Raw genomic sequence first — 15959 nt, forward strand, 5'->3', positions numbered from 1 at the left:
AGACACGCCTGTTGGGAGACACCCATGTTCCGCCGCCTGACCATTGCCGCCGCGCTCCTGCTTGCCACGCCGCTGGCCGCGCAGCAGGACCGCCTGCTTGGGTTCGACCTCGACAGCTTTGGCAAGACCGTCCTGTCGCGCAAGCAGTTCGGCAGCGATGTCATCCCCGAGGCCGCCTACGGCGCCTACAACAACGAATTCATCTCGGCCTATTCCAGCCAGTCGGTCTTTGCCCGCATCGGGCGCTCCGTCGGGCGGCTGGACGTGGCGACGGACAAGGGCGTTTTTCCCTGCACCGCCTTCCTGGTAGGTGACGACATCCTGATGACCAACCATCACTGCGTGCCCGGCATCCTCGACGACAGCCGGGCCGAGGCGAAATCCATCGTCGGCGTGCGGTTCGTCATGGGCTACACTCAGGAAGGCGTGACCGAGGGCACCAGCTCCTTCCTCGTCGACCCGGTCCCGGTCGAGACCTCGAAACCGCTGGATTACACGCTGCTGCGCATCCTGGGCGACACGCCGGGGCACGATTTCGGCACGCTGGAACTGGCCGCCGTCACGCCCCATGACAACGATCCCTACTGGATCATCGGCCACCCGATGGGCGAGGCGCAGCGGATCAGCCGCGAGAAATGCCGCGCCAATGCCCCCGCGCTTTCGGACAACAAGCTGCTGCACACCTGCGATACCATGCCGGGCAACTCCGGCTCTCCGGTGATCGACGCAGGCACGCGGCAGGTGGTCGGGCTGCATCATGCCGGATCGGCGAACAACAGCGTCAACTATGCCATTCCGATGGCGGCGATCCTGGCCGCCTCGAACCTGCTGTCGCCCGCCAAGGGGTCCGGCGGGCCGGACAATGCCGAGGGCCGCGCCCTGACCCGCCTGTCCGACGCGCTGCTAATCGACGATGACGACGACCGCCGCATCGCGCTAGAATCGCTGGTAACAGAGGCGCCCGGCACCTCTGCCGCACGCACCGCCGCCCGGCTGCTGGCGGCACTGCAACCGGCCCCACCGCCCCCGCCTACGCTGGCCGAGCGCATGGCGGCAAATGCCGACGTGCAGGCCTGCGACCGTCTCGCCGGGGACCGCTTTCACCCCGACCGCGCGGCAGGCTTGATGCGCAGCGACGGCACGGTCTTCGAGGCAATGGACGCCAGTGCCGCCATCGCGGCCTGCCAACGCGCGCTGGACAGCTTTCCCGCTCATCCCCGCATGACCGCCTTCCTGGCAGAGGCATTCAGCGCCGCGGAACGCTATGACGAGGCCTTTTCCGCATACAAGGCCGCCGCTGACACCGGCGACGCCGTCGGCCAGGCGGGCCTGGGCGTTGCCTACCTCTGGGGATTGGGCACACCGAAGAACCAGAACAAGGCATTGGAGATGTTCGAGAAATCCGCAGAACAGGGTCACCCGATCGCCAAGACCGGGCTGGGCGTGATCTACCAGCACGGTCAAGGCGTTCCCGCCGATCCCGACCGCGCCCTGACCCTCTACCGTGAGGGCGCCGAGGCCGGTTATCACGGCGCGCAGGACCAGCTGGGTGACCTCTACCTGGCCGGAACCATCGTTGATCAGTCGGACGAAACCGCCGCCTACTGGTTCGCCAGGGCCGCCGAACAGGGCAATGCCGCGGCGCAATTCAACCTTGCGCTCCTGTACGAAAATGGCCGCGGAGTCGACAAGTCCATGACAACCGCCGCCCGCTGGTACACCGCCGCCGCCGAACAGGATCACGCGGAAGCCCAGCAGGCTCTTGGCACGCTCTACATGACAGGGACCGGCGTGGCCGCCTCCGATGCCACGGCGATCGGCTGGTATCGCAAGGCGGCGGCGCAGGGCGACCCGGTCTCGCTCGCAAGCCTGGCATGGATGACCGAGAATGGGCGCGGCACCAGCCAGGACCCGGCAGAGGCGGCCCGGCTCTACATCGAGGCCCTGCGCGCAGGCAGCGACGGGCCCGTGACCCGCGACACCGCCGACTGGCCCCGCGACACCGCCCGCGCCCTGCAAGAGGCCCTGGCCCGCGCGGGCGTCTACCAGGGCCCCACCGACGGCCGCATCGGCCCCCGCACGCGCGAGGCGATGCGCAGCCTCCTGCCCTGACGCCCGGAATCGCCCCTGCCTTGCTCCCCTGTCCTTCCCCGGTGTACGAGAACAGGCGACATGGCGAAACGACCCCCAAGCCCAATGATCCGATCCTTGCTCGCAGTCCTGGCGACAACCTGTCTTCTGGCCAGTCCCGCCGCGTCCGACTACGAAAACATCTTCCCGACCGACAGCTTCGGGGACACCGTCCTGCCTCTTCCGCTCTGGATGCAAGGCGACCGTGGCGAGGGATACCTGCCTTTCGGAAGGCCCGAAATCGAAGAGGTCGCGCGTTTCGGCAAGACCTCCATGATCGCGCAAGCCGGACGCCCGGTCGGTCGGCTGGATGTCAGCACCGGTACAGGCGTCCTGTCCTGCACCGGGTTTCTCGTCACCGCGGATCTGCTGCTGACCACCGCGCTCTGCGCCCAAGGCACCCCTCGCCCGACGGGCAAGGCCGCAGAGATCGAGTCCATCCGTTTTACCCTCGGCTACCTGGACAAGACCGATCCCGAAAGCGCCGAAGCCTTCGAGGTCGATACGACCCCGGTCGAAATCGACGAGGCCCTGAATTATGCGGTTCTCAGGATCACGTCGGGCCAGCCGGGCGAACGCTACGGCACCCTTGCGCTCGCCGCCGCAGCCCAGCTCGACCATCAGCCTCTCCGGCTCTACGGGCATCCTTTGGGCTTTCCCCAAAACGTCGCTTACGAGGATTGCTGGGTCGCCACACCGGCCATACTGGACGGCGATCTACGGCACACCTGCGATACCCTGCCGGGAAACGAAGGCTCTCCGCTTGTCCACGCTCTCGAAAACCGGGCGATCGGCCTGCATCTCGGCGGGTTCGGAAACAGCGTCGAACACGCGATCCCGATAGGCCGTATTCTGGACAGCTCAAGCGTTCTCAAGCCCGCGGTTCAGGACTGACCCTCAGTCCAGCCGCCGCGCCTCGTCCTGCAGCATGACCGGGATGCCGTCGCGGATCGGATAGGCCAGCCCCGCCGCCGTGCTGATCAATTCCTGCCGGTCCACGTCATAGCGCAGACCAGTCTGCGTCACCGGGCAGATCAGCGCCTCCAGCATCCGCCGGTCAAATTCAACGCTCATTGAATCAGGTCCTCCTCGCCGCCGCGCAGCGCATATTCGATCAATGTCACCAGCGTCTCGCGCCGTGTGCTCAAAGAGGGCGCTTCCAGCAGCGCCTGCTTGTCCTCGGGGTTGAAGTCCAGCAGCATCGACAGCGAGTTCACCAGCAACTCGTCATCCGCCTGCTGCAGCGTATCCCAGTCCGCCGACAGGTCCTTGGCCGCGAAAAAGCGATCCAGCAAGTCCATGAAACGCACCCGCTCGAAGCACGTGTCCGTCTCTGCCCCCTGCTGGTCGCGTTCGAACCCGTCCCAGTTGACCTCGCAACAGCGGTAAGGCGTGAACCCCTCGACCTCTCGCACGATGCGAAAGCGCGAAATGCCGGTCAGCGTGATCATGTAACGCCCGTCCTCGGTTTCCGAGAACTGCGTCACCCGGCCCGCACAGCCGATCCGGTGCAGGCCCCGTTCCTCGCGGCCCGGCACCTGGTGCGGCTGGATCATGCCGATCAGACGGGTTTCCGTTTTCAGGCAATCGTCGAGCATCGCGAGGTAGCGCGGCTCGAAGATGTGGAGCGGAAGGCGCGCCCGCGGCAGCAGGAGCGCCCCCGGCAGGGGGAAAACCGGGATCTTGCCCGGCAGATCTTTGAGCCGTGTCATGCCCGACAAGGTAGACTGCGCGACCGGTCAGGCAAATATCATCGAGCTCAATTTGCGGCGTCCGTTCAACGCCACCGGATCATTCGGCTTCAGCGCCTCGAAGATGGTGAAAAGCTGGGCCTTGGCGGCGCCATCGTTCCACTCGCGGTCGCTGCGGAAGATCTCCAGCAGCTGGTCCACCGCACCAGCGGCATCGCCATTGGCGTACATCGCCTGCGCCAGGTCGAACCGCGCCTGCTTGTCCTCGGGGTCGGCCTCGACCTTGGCGGTCAGTTCGGCCACCGGGCCCGCATCCGCCGCCTGTTTCGCCAGTTCCAGCGCCGCATGGGCCGCTTCCAGTTCCGGCGCCTTGGAAATCTCGACCGGGGCGCCGTTCAGAATCGCCTCGGCCTGCTCCAGGTCGTCCATCGCGATATGCGCGCGCACCAGTCCCGCGTAGGCGCCGGCATTGGCCGGGTCCTCTTCCAGGATGGCGGCAAAGGTCTGCGCCGCATCCACCGCCGCGCCCTGGTCCAGCATCTCTTCGGCTGCGGCCACGGCATCATCCAGCCCGCCCGAGGCATCGCCACCCGCCGCCTGCACGACGCGATCGACAAAGGCCTTGAGTTCGGATTGCGGCAGCGCGCCCTGGAACCCGTCCAGCGGCTGGCCCTTGAAGAAGGCATAGACCGTCGGGATCGACTGGATGCGCAATTGCCCGGCGATCTGCTGGGCCTCGTCTACGTTGACCTTGACCATCTTGACGGCACCCTTGGCCGCCTTGACCGCATCTTCGAGCATCGGGCCAAGCGTCTTGCAGGGGCCGCACCAGGGCGCCCAGAAATCGACGATGACGGGAACCTCGGCAGAGCCGTCCACGACTTCCGCCATGAACTCCGCTTCGGAGATGTCTTTGATCAGGTTGTCCGCAGCCGGTTGGCCGCCGCCCAGTTCCAGCATGTCGCCCTCACGCGGTTGAATATGTTCAGTGGCGTAGATGGCGTAGCGTGGCCCGGGATGCAAGGGCGGCGGCCCGGTTCATCCGGTTTGGCCGCCTCCGGCGCGTTTTGTACGTTTTGCCGATTTCGACGTACAAAACGTACGTTTTGTACAAAAAACTAGAGGTCGAAACTGGCAAAGACGGGCGCGTGATCCGACGGTTTTTCCCAACCGCGCGCGTCGCGCAGGATACGGCTGCCGTGCGCCGCGTTGGCGATGTCCGGCGTAGCCCAGACGTGGTCCAGCCGCCGTCCCTTGTCGGCGGCATCCCAGTCCTTCGCACGGTAGGACCACCAGCTATAGAGCTTGCCCACGGGCAAGTCCTTGCGGGTCACATCCACCCAGCCCCCAGCATCTTGTGCCTCGCCCAGCGCCTCGACCTCGACCGGCGTGTGCGAGATCACCTTGAGCATTTTCTTGTGATCCCAGACGTCATCCTCCAGCGGGGCGATGTTCAGATCGCCCACCAGGATCGCCTTTTGCGGTTTTTCAGAGGCAAACCAGTCGCGCATCCCGGCGACGTAATCCAGTTTCTGGCCGAACTTCACGTTCTTGTCGCGGTCCGGCACATCGCCGCCAGCGGGAACGTAAAAATTGTGGATTGTCAGACCGTTATCCATGCGCGCCGCAACATGGCGCGCGTGCCCCAGGTCAGCGAAATCCTTGTCGCCCACGTCCTCGATGGGCAGTTTCGACAGGATCGCCACGCCGTTATAGCCCTTCTCGCCCCGCGCAACCATGTGCGTATAGCCCAGCGCCGCAAAGATCTCGTGCGGGATCTTGGCCACCGGCGACTTGCATTCCTGCAGGCACAGCACGTCCGGCGCTTCCTCGGTCAAGAGCTTCTCGACCAGCCCCGCCCGCAGCCGGACCGAGTTGATGTTCCAGGTGGCAAGCGTAAAGGGCATAGGCGACTCCGGGTTTCAGGCCCGGCGAGACTGCCAAGCCGGGACGGCCAGCGCAACCACGTTTCCCCACGCCGGGAGTGTGGAAATAAACTCTTTGAGATCAATCAGATGATCTCATCCTCATCGAAGAGGGGCGGCGCCTCCAGGTCGGCATCGAACCGTTCCGCCGCCGCTTCGGCCTTTTCGGGTTCCAGCGGTTCGGCAATATGGAACAGGGCATCGCCCTCGTTCACCACGGGCAGGTCGGACCGTCCCACCAGAATGCCGGTCACATCCGCGATCACCTCGGCCTCGCGCTCTCCGAACGGGTCGGAGACGACGCCCAGAACCTGCCCGGCCTCGACGTAGTCACCCCGGCGTTTCAGCGTGCGCAGAAGCCCCCCGGAGGAGGCCCGCACCCAGGACGACCGCTCGCAGATCACCGAACCGACCCGCGCGCGCGGCACGCCGCGCCCCGCGATCATGCCCAGCCGCGCCATCACCCGCAGGATCCCCGAGACCCCGGCACGGGCCGCGTGTTCGTCGAACCGCAGCCCCTCGCCCGCCTCGTACAGCAGCACATCGACACCGGCGTTCTGTGCCACTAGGCGCAGCGACCCCTCGCGGGTCTTGGACATCATTGTCACCGGTGCCGCAAAGGCCCCCCCCAGTTCGCGCAGACGCGCATTCCCCGCCGTCAGTCGGATCTGCGGCAGGTTGGTGCGGCCGACGGCGGCGGAATGCAGGTCGATGCCGACGTCGCAGCGGGTTACGATCTCGGTCAGGAAGAGATGCGCAAGGCGCGCCGCCAGCGACCCCTGAGGAGAGCCCGGGAAACTGCGGTTCAGGTCGCGCCGGTCAGGCAAGTACCTGGAACGGTTGATAAAGCCGAAGGAGTTGACGATCGGCACCGCCACCAGCGTCCCCGACAGCCGCGCCACCGGCGCCGCCCGCAAGAGGCGCCGAACGATCTCGACGCCGATGACCTCGTCGCCGTGGATGGCAGCCGAGACGAACATGACCGGACCGGGCCGTTTGCCATGCACCACATGTGCAGACAGCGTCACCGGGGTATGATCGGACAGCACGGAGACCGGCAGATCCACCGTCCGCCGTGTGCCGGGGGCAACCTTCTGGTCGCCAAGAATGAACGGGTCCCGCATGGTGAGGCCTCCTGTTCCATTCCGATTAGGCCGCGACGTCCCCGCGTGCAAGCGCCCGGTATCAATGAAAACGGGCGCCCCACATGGGACGCCCGCCTGTCTGTCGGGTCCGGGGCCGGATCAGGCCGGCATCTTGGTGGTGCGCAGGTAAGGCAGCACGACGTTGACCTCGCCGAACTTTTCCTTGGCCTGCTCGTCGTTCAGCGACAGCGCCACGATCACGTCCTGGCCCACGGTCCAGTTGGCCGGGGTGGCGATCGGAGTTTCATAGGTCGCCTGCAGGGCGTCCAACGCGCGCAGGACCTCGGCAAAGTTGCGTCCCACCGACATCGGGTAGGTCATCATCAGCTGCACCTTCTTGTTCGGCGCAACGATGAAGACCGAGCGCACCGAGGCGCTGTCAGCGGCGGTACGACCATCGGGCAGGTAGGCGTCCGCGGGCAGCATGTCCAACGCCTTGGACACGGCCATGTCCTCGTCCGCGATGATCGGGAACGCAGCCGTCGCACCGGAGGTCTTTTCGATGTCACCTTTCCACTGCTTGTGCTCTTCGACACCGTCGACGGAAATGCCCATCACCTTGGTGCCGCGCTTTTCCCACTCGGCGGCCAGCTGTGCGACGGCGCCGAATTCGGTGGTGCAGACGGGGGTGAAATCCTTGGGGTGCGAGAACAGGATCGCCCAGCTGTCGCCAATCCAGTCATGCAGGGTGACCTCGCCCAGGTCGGTGGTCACGGTAAGGTTGGGAAGTTCGTCGTTGATACGCAGGGCCATGATCAGATGTCCTTTCCTGTCCGAAATGCTCGGGTTTGACTATGGCTGTTTAGATACATTCTAAATTGCAGATGTAAAGCCCCGTCTTGCGCCTCTGTGGAGGGGGTGACAGAGTGCCGCAAAACGGGCGTCCGGCCGTTTCGGGAGCTTTCCGGAACGGCCGGACGCCTGTCTTTACACGCAGGAGTTATGACATGATCGAGAAACGTCAGTTCTACATCAACGGCGCCTGGGTCGAGCCGCTGGCGGGCACCGCCCACGAGGTGATCGACCCGTCCACGGAAGAACCCTGCGCCGTGATCTCGCTGGGCGGCGAGGCCGATACCAATGCCGCCGTCGCGGCCGCCAAGGCCGCTCTGCCCGGCTGGATGGCCACGCCCGTCGAAGAGCGCATCGCGGCACTGGAACGCGTCTACGCAGCCTACAAGACACGGACCGAGGACCTGGGCACTGCGATCAGCATGGAAATGGGCGCCCCCATCGATATGGCCAAGACGCTGCAGGCCGGGGCCGGCATCCGTCACCTCAAGAGCTTCATCCAGGCGGCCAAGGAATTTCCCTGGGAACGCCCGCTGGGCGACCACGCCCCGAACGACCGGATCATCCACGAGGCTGTGGGCGTCTGCGCCCTGATCACCCCGTGGAACTGGCCGATGAACCAGATCACGCTCAAGGTGGGCGCGGCGCTGGTGGCGGGCAACACGATGGTCCTGAAACCCTCCGAGGAAAGCCCGCTGGACGCCATGATCTTTGCCGAGATCATGGCCGCCGCCGACCTGCCGCCGGGCGTGTTCAACCTGGTCAACGGGGACGGCGCGGGCGTCGGTTCGCAACTGTCCAGCCACCCGGACGTCGACATGGTCAGCTTTACCGGCTCGACCCGCGCGGGGCGGCTGATCTCGATCGCCGCGGCGGACACGCTGAAGCGCGTGCACCTGGAGCTTGGCGGCAAGGGCGCGAACCTGGTCTTTGCCGATGCGGATGAAAAGGCAGTCAAGCGCGGCGTGCTGCACATGATGAACAATTCGGGGCAAAGCTGTAACGCGCCCAGCCGGATGCTGGTCGAGGCGCCGATCTATGATCGCGTGGTCGAAGAAGCGGCGGCGATTGCCGAGAAGATCACGGTGGGTCCGGCCTCCGAGGAAGGGCGGCACATCGGGCCCGTGGTCAATGGCAGCCAGTGGGACAAGATCCAGGGCCTGATCGAAAAGGGCATCGAGGAAGGTGCCCGGCTGGTCGCAGGCGGTCCCGGCCGTCCCGAGGGGTTCAACAAGGGCTTTTACGTCCGACCGACGGTCTTTGCCGATGTCACCAACGACATGACCATCGCGCAGGAGGAGATCTTTGGCCCGGTGCTGTCGATCCTGAAGTTCGAGGACGAGGACGAGGCGGTGCAGATCGCCAATGACACGCCCTACGGGCTGACCAACTATGTCCAGAGCCAGGACGGCGCGCGGCGGGCGCGGATGGCCCGCGCCCTGCGGTCGGGCATGGTCGAGATGAACGGCGAAAGCCGGGGCGCGGGCGCCCCCTTCGGCGGCATGAAGATGTCCGGCAATGGCCGCGAGGGTGGCAGTTGGGGCATCCATGATTTCGTCGAGGTCAAGGCCGTGTCGGGCTGGGCAGCGGAGTGATCCGACGCCACGCCTGACAGTCTGCCTGCACGAAGGGATTTCGACGCAACGCCCGCGTGGCGTTGCGTCGACGCCCCTACTGGCCGCCCTGAAAGGACCATTGCCCTGGGGCCCTTATCGGCGCGCATGTCGAAGCAAGTCGCAGCCACCTGCAGACACGGCTCTGTGGATCAGGATGAAGGAACCGGCGTTCGAGCGGCGACAGTCCTTCTATCGGCGCCCGCAGATCCCGCAACAGCCAAGCCAGCGGTAGCGGCTCGACCTGGTGCCAATGCCCTGGGTCCCGGTTCCGGGTTCTGAACGCCTTCGCCGACTTCGGCGCGGGATGCCTGAATGCCCGCGTAGACACATCCATCAACCGCAGAAGGGCCGCCCGCAGGGCGGATCGCTTTGCGCGATCACGCGACAGGACTCAACGACCGCAAGCACCACCTTCCCTGGTCCCCCTTCGACGGAGCACCCGGCGGGAGCGTCCTCAGCGTTCGGAAACAGCCCCTCTGGATTGGACCAACGTAACGATGCGGAACAAGGGTATAGCAGTTCAGCGCAAACCATCGCCGAATTGACAGTCAGTTGGCCCTGTGCGTGACTATTCTCCGAATTGTTTTGGCGACGGGGTTTCGAAAATGTCATTTGATGGGACGGGCAAAGAAAGCCCGGGCGACCTTATTCTCGAACTGACCGTCGCGCGGAAAGTGAATTTCGCCTCTTCTCAGAATGGTGTTTCCATCCTGAAAAAGGTGCAATTGCAGAACTTGTCCGATACGCCGCTCGACAATATTACACTCGATTTGACCTGCATGCCCGGATTGATCCGTTCAAAAAGCTGGACGCTGGATCGACTGGTCCCCGGGCAGCGACAAGATCTGCATGACCTGGAGACCCCGTTGGACACCACCCTCCTGGGTGGCCTCAACGAGGCCGAATGGGGAGACCTGCACTTCCTTGTCCGGCAGGGCGACACCGACCTGCTGCTTGAACGACGCCCGATCGAAATGCTCGCTCGTGACGAGTGGGGCGGAGTGGGCGACATGGCGCATCTGCTTGCGGCCTTTGTGTCGCCCAACGACGCGGTCGTTGCCGGCATCCTCAAAGAGGCCAGCCGACTCCTGGAAGGCGCCGGGCAGAACGGCGCGATGGACGGTTATCAATCCCGTGATCCCGCCCGCGCGTGGATGTTGGCCGGCGCGATATGGTCGGCAGTCACCGGCATGGGGCTGACCTACGCGGTGCCACCTGCGAGCTTTGAAACGCGTGGTCAAAAGGTCCGCGATCCGGGCCGGATCAAATCCGAAGGTCTGGCAACCTGCCTGGACAGCGCCCTGTTGCTGGCCGGTTGCTTCGAGGCCGCAGGTCTCAATCCCGTGGTGCTGTTCTCCGAGGGGCATGCCTGGACCGGTGTCTGGCTGACCGAACGGGATTTCGGGACCGTCAGCGAGCCGGACGTGATGACGGTCCGCAAGGCGATCGATGCGCGTGAGTTCGTGGTCATGGAGACCACGCTGCTGACGAAGAAACCCAGTGTCGGTTTCGAACAAGCTGTCGAAACCGCGCGAGAACTGACCTCCGAGCGGAATGAACACAGCTTCGTCATGGCGGTCGACATCCGGCGCGCCCGGGCCGCAAGGATCCGTCCGCTTGCAGGCCATCGTCTCGAACGAGAATCGGAGGTGGAAGAGCCGGTCGCAAGCCCGGCCGCCTTGCCGCAACCGCTGGATCTGGGCCTGCTCCCGGGAGAGTTGATCGAGGACGCAGCCGCGACGCCGGCGGACCGGATTTCCCGATGGCAGCGCAAGTTGCTGGACTTGTCGCTGCGCAATCGACTGTTGAACTTCAAGGACAGCAAGCAAACGCTGCCTTTCCTGTGCCCTGATGTCTCGGCACTTGAGGACCAGCTTGCCGACGGCAAGAAGTTCCGCGCCTTGGCACTGAAGGACGAGGACCCTGTCGGCACGCGCGATCTCCTGGCACAGGAAGAACCCAGGCTTCTTGCGGAGGTCGCAAAGGACGCCTTCGGGAAAGGCCAGATCGCGGTGCCGCTGACGCGCAAGGAAAGCGACCGGAGGCTGCTTGAACTGCATCGCCGGGCCAAGAGCGACATGCAGGAGGGCGGTACGAATACGCTGTTCCTGGCCGCCGGTTTTCTGCGCTGGAAGAAGTCCGAAGGAGATACCCGCAACTACCGCGCCCCCTTGCTTTTGGTGCCGGTGAAAATCTCGCGAAAGTCCGCGCAATCGGAGTTCGTGATCGAACATCACGAAGACGAGGTACGCTTCAACACCACGTTGCTGGAATTCCTCAAGCGCGATTTCGACCTGCAAGTACCAGAGCTGGAAGGCGACCTTCCGCGCGACGAGAGCGGTTTCGACCTGCCTCGGATCTTCGAGATCATGCGCCACAAGGTCCGCGACGTCGCCGGTTTCGAGGTGGTCGAGGAACTGGCGCTCTCGACCTTTTCTTTTGCCAAGTTCCTCATGTGGAAGGACCTGGTAGAGCGGACAGACAGCCTGCGCGAAAGCGCGCTGGTCAAGCACCTCGTCGACAACCCGACCGAGCCCTTCCTGGCCGAAGACATGCCGGGGCTGCCGATGGCGATCGATGTAGACAGAAGGCTGGCACCGCGCGACCTGTTCACGCCGTTGCCCGCGGATTCCTCACAGCTTGCCGCCGTCCTGGCCGCGCAGGAGGGACACGATTTCGTCCTGATCGGCCCGCCGGGGACCGGCAAGAGCCAGACCATCGCCAACATCATCTCGCAATGCCTCGCCATGCAGAAAACTGTGCTGTTCGTGGCCGAGAAATCGGCAGCGCTGGACGTGGTGCAGCGGCGGCTTGCGTCGCACGGGCTTGGTGATGCGGTGCTGGAACTCCATTCCAACAAGTCCGACCGAAAGTCGGTGCTGAGCCAGCTTGGCCGCAGTTGGGCCCGTTCCGCCAGCGGTGCGAGGGACGAATGGATCGAGGTGACGGATGAGCTATCCGTCACCCGCGAACAGTTGAACACATACGTTACGGCGCTGCACGCAAAGGGGACACAGGGTTTCAGTGTCTTCCAGGCCATCGGGACAGCCACAGGGCACGAACACCCCTTCAGCCTGTCCTTCGCGCACAAGGACGCTCATGACGCGGAAAGCTACACACACCTTCGGAAACTAGCCGAGTCCCTGGGACGATGCCGGGACATCGTCGCGGACCGCAAGCCCCTTCCACTGGTGCAGGCAGAAGAGTGGTCCTTCGGCTGGCAAGCGGATCTTCTGGACCGCTGTGCCAAGCTGAGCACGGCAACCCGAGAGCTGGCCGAGGCAACCGAGGCCCTCGCTCATCATGCCGGGTTGACCTGGACGGGGACCGGCGAGACTGCCGAGCTGGCGCCACTGTTGGCCCTGTCCTCGATCCCCGCCGATGGTGACAACGTTAGCTGGGCGCTGGCGCACGATGTCGAGGAATTGCAGGCGCAGGCCGAAATGCTGCGGGACAGGCTTGCGGCCTACACCGCCGCTGCCGGACGGACCGCCGGGCGCTATCCGATGGATCGGTTGGATTCCATTCCGTTGGATCAACTCGATGCCGATTGGCGGCTCGCGCTGACCAAGATGTGGCCTTTCTCGGTCTTTGCCAAATCCTCGGTGCGCAAGCTCTTGCAGTCCTACGCGGAGGGCGGGAAAGCGGATCCCCATTCGGACATCACCGCGCTGGCTGACGCCAATCGCGCCCGGGCCGAGATCGCGGCAACCCCGCTGACCGAATGCCCCGCGGTCAAGGGCGTGGAAACCGATGCGGCACACCTTGCCAGCTGGATCGAACAGGCGCGCACATTGAAGGCCGCGCTTGCCGAGGCCGCACCTGCCGTCTCAGACCCGGCCCGCTGGGATGGGGCGTGCCTGAGCCTCGCCAAACGGAGTGCCGGCGATCTGCGAAACGCAGTGAGCCTGTTCCAGCGCAAGCACGACACCTGGAAAGAGCACATCGCCGCCTTCGCGCAAGTATCTCAGGCATCGCCCGAAGGTCTCGCCCTGTCAGAGCTGCTCGTGGCCTTGCAGGAAATCCAGGACAACAAGGAACACTTGCAGGACTGGACCCGGTGGATCGAAGTGCGTTCTCAAGCCAAGGGCGCCGGGCTCGATGCCCTGGTCCTTGCGGTCGAAGAGGGCCGGATCGAGGGCGACGTCGATGCGGCCTTTGCCGCGGCCTACGCGGCTTGGTGGCTTCCGCGAACGATGGATGCGCAGCCCGAGCTGCGCGGCTTCTCGCATTGGTCGCATGAGGATGCGATCAGGCGGTTCCGGGCGTTGGATGACCGCGCGACGGAGATGGCCGCCGGTCAGGTCCTGTCCCGCATCCAGCATGGGCTGCCCGCACAGGACGGCGTGCCTCGCAAATCGGAACTCGGAACCCTGAGGCATCAGCTGAACCTGCAGCGGCCCAGCATGCCGATCCGCAAGCTGATCTCGGAAATGCCCGACGCCTTCACCAAGCTGGCGCCCTGTGTGCTGATGTCCCCTCTTTCGGTGGCACAGTACCTCCCGGCCGGGCAGGCCGCCTTCGACGTTGTGATCTTCGACGAGGCGTCGCAGATCACCACCTGGGATGCGATTGGCGCCATCGCGCGTGGCAAACAGGCGATCATCGTGGGGGACCCCAAGCAGCTGCCCCCGACAAATTTCTTCGGGCGCAGCGACGCCGGCGAAGAAGAATTGCCCGAGTCAGAGCGCGATCTTGCATCGATCCTGGACGAGGTCGCCGCAGCAGGTATCCCGACCCAGCAGCTCGACTGGCACTACCGCAGCCGGGACGAGGCCCTGATCGCCTTCTCCAACTGGCATTACTACGGCGGCCGCCTGGTGACCTTCCCGTCTCCGGAAACGGCTTCGGGGGCGGTCAGCCTGCACCAGGTCGATGGCGTATACGGTCGGGGTCAGGGCCGGACCAACGAGGCAGAGGCCCGCGCCATCGTCCGCATGACTGTTCGGCGCCTGAACGAATGGCTGACCTGGCCGGAGGAAGAGAGACTGACGCTCGGCGTCATCACCTTCAACGCCGAGCAGCAGGGGCTTATCCTGGACCTGCTCGACGAAGAGCGGCGCAAGAACCCCGATCTGGAGTGGTTCTTCGAGGACGCCCGGGAAGAGCCGGTCATCGTCAAGAACCTGGAGAACATTCAGGGCGACGAACGCGACGTGATGCTGTTTTCGATCACCTTCGGTCCAGATCATGCCGGCAAGCTGTCAATGGCCTTTGGCGCCCTGAATGGCGATGGTGGCGAAAAGCGTCTGAACGTGGCAGTCACCCGCGCGCGAGCCGAGTTGCATGTCTTTGCTTCGATCCGTGCCAACCAGATCGATCTGACCCGGACCAGGGCCATTGGCGTAAGGCATCTCAAGAACTTCCTGGACTTCGCTGCGCGCGGTCCCGAGGCGCTCCCCGCCCAGGACGAAGGTTCGCTTGGCCCGGTCGAGAACCTCTTCGAGGCCGCAATCAAGGCCGCCATCGAGGCGAAAGGATGGGAACTGCGCCCACAGATCGGCGTGTCAGGCTTCCGTATCGACCTGGGCGTCGTGCATCCGGATCATGCTGGCATCTACCTCGCCGGGATCGAATGCGACGGCGCAACCTATCACGGCTCTGCCACGGCGCGGGATCGTGACAAGGTGCGGCAGGCGGTGCTTGAGAACCTTGGCTGGACGATATTTCGGATCTGGTCGACCGACTGGTTCCGCAACCCCGCGGCAGTGGTCGAACGCATAAACGCCGCGCTGACCGCGCATCTTGAAATGGATCGCATCAAGAGAGCTGAAAAAGACGCGGCCCGCGAAGCCATGCGTCCAGAACAGCAGGATGAAGTCACCGAAGTCTCGAATGACCGTCAGCCAGTGGCGCCCGATACCGCCAAACCCATTGTCAATGAAACAACCGCAGAGCCCGATCCTGTCCGGCAGGAGGCCCAGTACTCCAGGGCGTCAGACGCAGCCGTCGCAGAGCGGTCGAACGATGCAGGTTTGGATGAGGCGATCCCGGACCCCGAAAAATTCTACGATGCCGAGTACATTCCCGTCCTTGAAAGGCTGATTGCGGGCATCGTCAAGCGCGAGGGGCCCATGCCGGTCGCCCTGCTGGGCAAGCGGGTTTCCGGAATGCATGGCTGGCAGCGGACTGGCCGGCGAATCTCGGGACAGGTCTCCAAGGCGCTCCGCCTGGTCGAGATTCATAAGGAGGGAGATACCGAATTCCTTTGGGCCGCAGGGACGAAGGCCGACAGGCTGGCGTTCCGCCCGGGGATGGACCGATCCATCAGGGACATCTCACGCACGGAGATCGCCGACCTCTATGATCGCCATAGTTCCGAATTGAACAAGAGCGAGGACCCGGTTCTCGACCTGGCGCGCCATGCGGGCATTGCCCGCCTGTCGGCCGATGCCCGGGCCTATCTTTCGGACTGCGTGGCCTGGCGAGCAAGCCAAGCGAGTTGACCCTATGCGAGGGATGGTCCTTTGGACCGGCCCAGAAACCGGATCGACGAAGCCGACGTGGCAGATTTGCGCAAAGAATTGGGGCGACTATTGTAGCGCCTTCGCAAACGCGTCGTTTGGCATCCCGTTTGCCAGAGACAGGAGCGAGGCGGGCGGCACGACGGCTCTCAAAGGCCGATCACGACGCCACAAGTCCCACCGCGTTAGCGCGCTC

At 64.6% G+C, this 15959-nt stretch carries 10 protein-coding genes; 4 read left to right on the forward strand and 6 right to left on the reverse strand.

Going from position 1 to position 15959, the window contains the following annotated elements; all coding sequences use genetic code 11:
- The first annotated feature begins 24 nt into the window (after window positions 1–24).
- Both G9Q80_RS21270 and G9Q80_RS21275 read left to right on the forward strand, forming a co-directional pair.
- A complete protein-coding gene (locus G9Q80_RS21270) occupies window positions 25–2112 on the forward strand; it encodes a trypsin-like peptidase domain-containing protein (protein WP_088715207.1) in 2088 nt (695 codons plus the stop codon).
- Between the two features lie 84 nt (window positions 2113–2196).
- Window positions 2197–3024: a trypsin-like serine peptidase gene (locus tag G9Q80_RS21275; protein ID WP_157903828.1), complete on the forward strand. Its 828-nt coding sequence runs from the start codon at window positions 2197–2199 to the stop codon at window positions 3022–3024.
- A 3-nt stretch (window positions 3025–3027) separates the two neighbouring features.
- On the opposite strand, the gene G9Q80_RS21280 is transcribed toward G9Q80_RS21275, so the two are convergent.
- From G9Q80_RS21280 to G9Q80_RS21305, 6 genes are all read right to left on the reverse strand, one after another.
- A complete protein-coding gene (locus G9Q80_RS21280; protein WP_074621138.1) occupies window positions 3028–3204 on the reverse strand; it encodes a Trm112 family protein in 177 nt (58 codons plus the stop codon).
- Window positions 3201–3842, reverse strand: a complete 642-nt coding sequence (locus tag G9Q80_RS21285; protein WP_043136209.1) for an LON peptidase substrate-binding domain-containing protein — start codon at window positions 3840–3842, stop codon at window positions 3201–3203. The genes G9Q80_RS21280 and G9Q80_RS21285 overlap by 4 nt, the downstream gene beginning before the upstream one ends.
- 27 nt (window positions 3843–3869) lie before the next feature.
- A complete protein-coding gene (gene trxA, locus G9Q80_RS21290; protein WP_069209359.1) occupies window positions 3870–4781 on the reverse strand; it encodes a thioredoxin in 912 nt (303 codons plus the stop codon).
- A gap of 158 nt (window positions 4782–4939) precedes the next feature.
- Entirely contained in the window at window positions 4940–5728 is a 789-nt protein-coding gene (locus G9Q80_RS21295) for an exodeoxyribonuclease III (protein ID WP_088715205.1), read from the reverse strand.
- Between the two features lie 104 nt (window positions 5729–5832).
- A complete protein-coding gene (locus tag G9Q80_RS21300) occupies window positions 5833–6870 on the reverse strand; it encodes a succinylglutamate desuccinylase/aspartoacylase family protein (protein WP_088715204.1) in 1038 nt (345 codons plus the stop codon).
- Window positions 6871–6990: 120 nt separating this feature from the next.
- On the reverse strand, window positions 6991–7644 hold the full coding sequence (locus G9Q80_RS21305; protein WP_069209238.1) for a peroxiredoxin: 654 nt from the start codon (window positions 7642–7644) through the stop codon (window positions 6991–6993).
- A gap of 194 nt (window positions 7645–7838) precedes the next feature.
- Here G9Q80_RS21305 and G9Q80_RS21310 point away from each other — a divergent pair, with 194 nt between their 5' ends.
- Entirely contained in the window at window positions 7839–9278 is a 1440-nt protein-coding gene (locus G9Q80_RS21310; RefSeq protein WP_088715203.1) for an aldehyde dehydrogenase family protein, read from the forward strand.
- Between the two features lie 626 nt (window positions 9279–9904).
- On the forward strand, window positions 9905–15745 hold the full coding sequence (gene proA / locus G9Q80_RS21315) for an anti-phage protein ProA (RefSeq protein ID WP_088715202.1): 5841 nt from the start codon (window positions 9905–9907) through the stop codon (window positions 15743–15745).
- The last annotated feature ends 214 nt before the right edge of the window (window positions 15746–15959 follow it).

This window comes from Mameliella sp. LZ-28, assembly GCF_012274245.1.
GTDB classification, from domain to species: domain Bacteria; phylum Pseudomonadota; class Alphaproteobacteria; order Rhodobacterales; family Rhodobacteraceae; genus Antarctobacter; species Antarctobacter albus.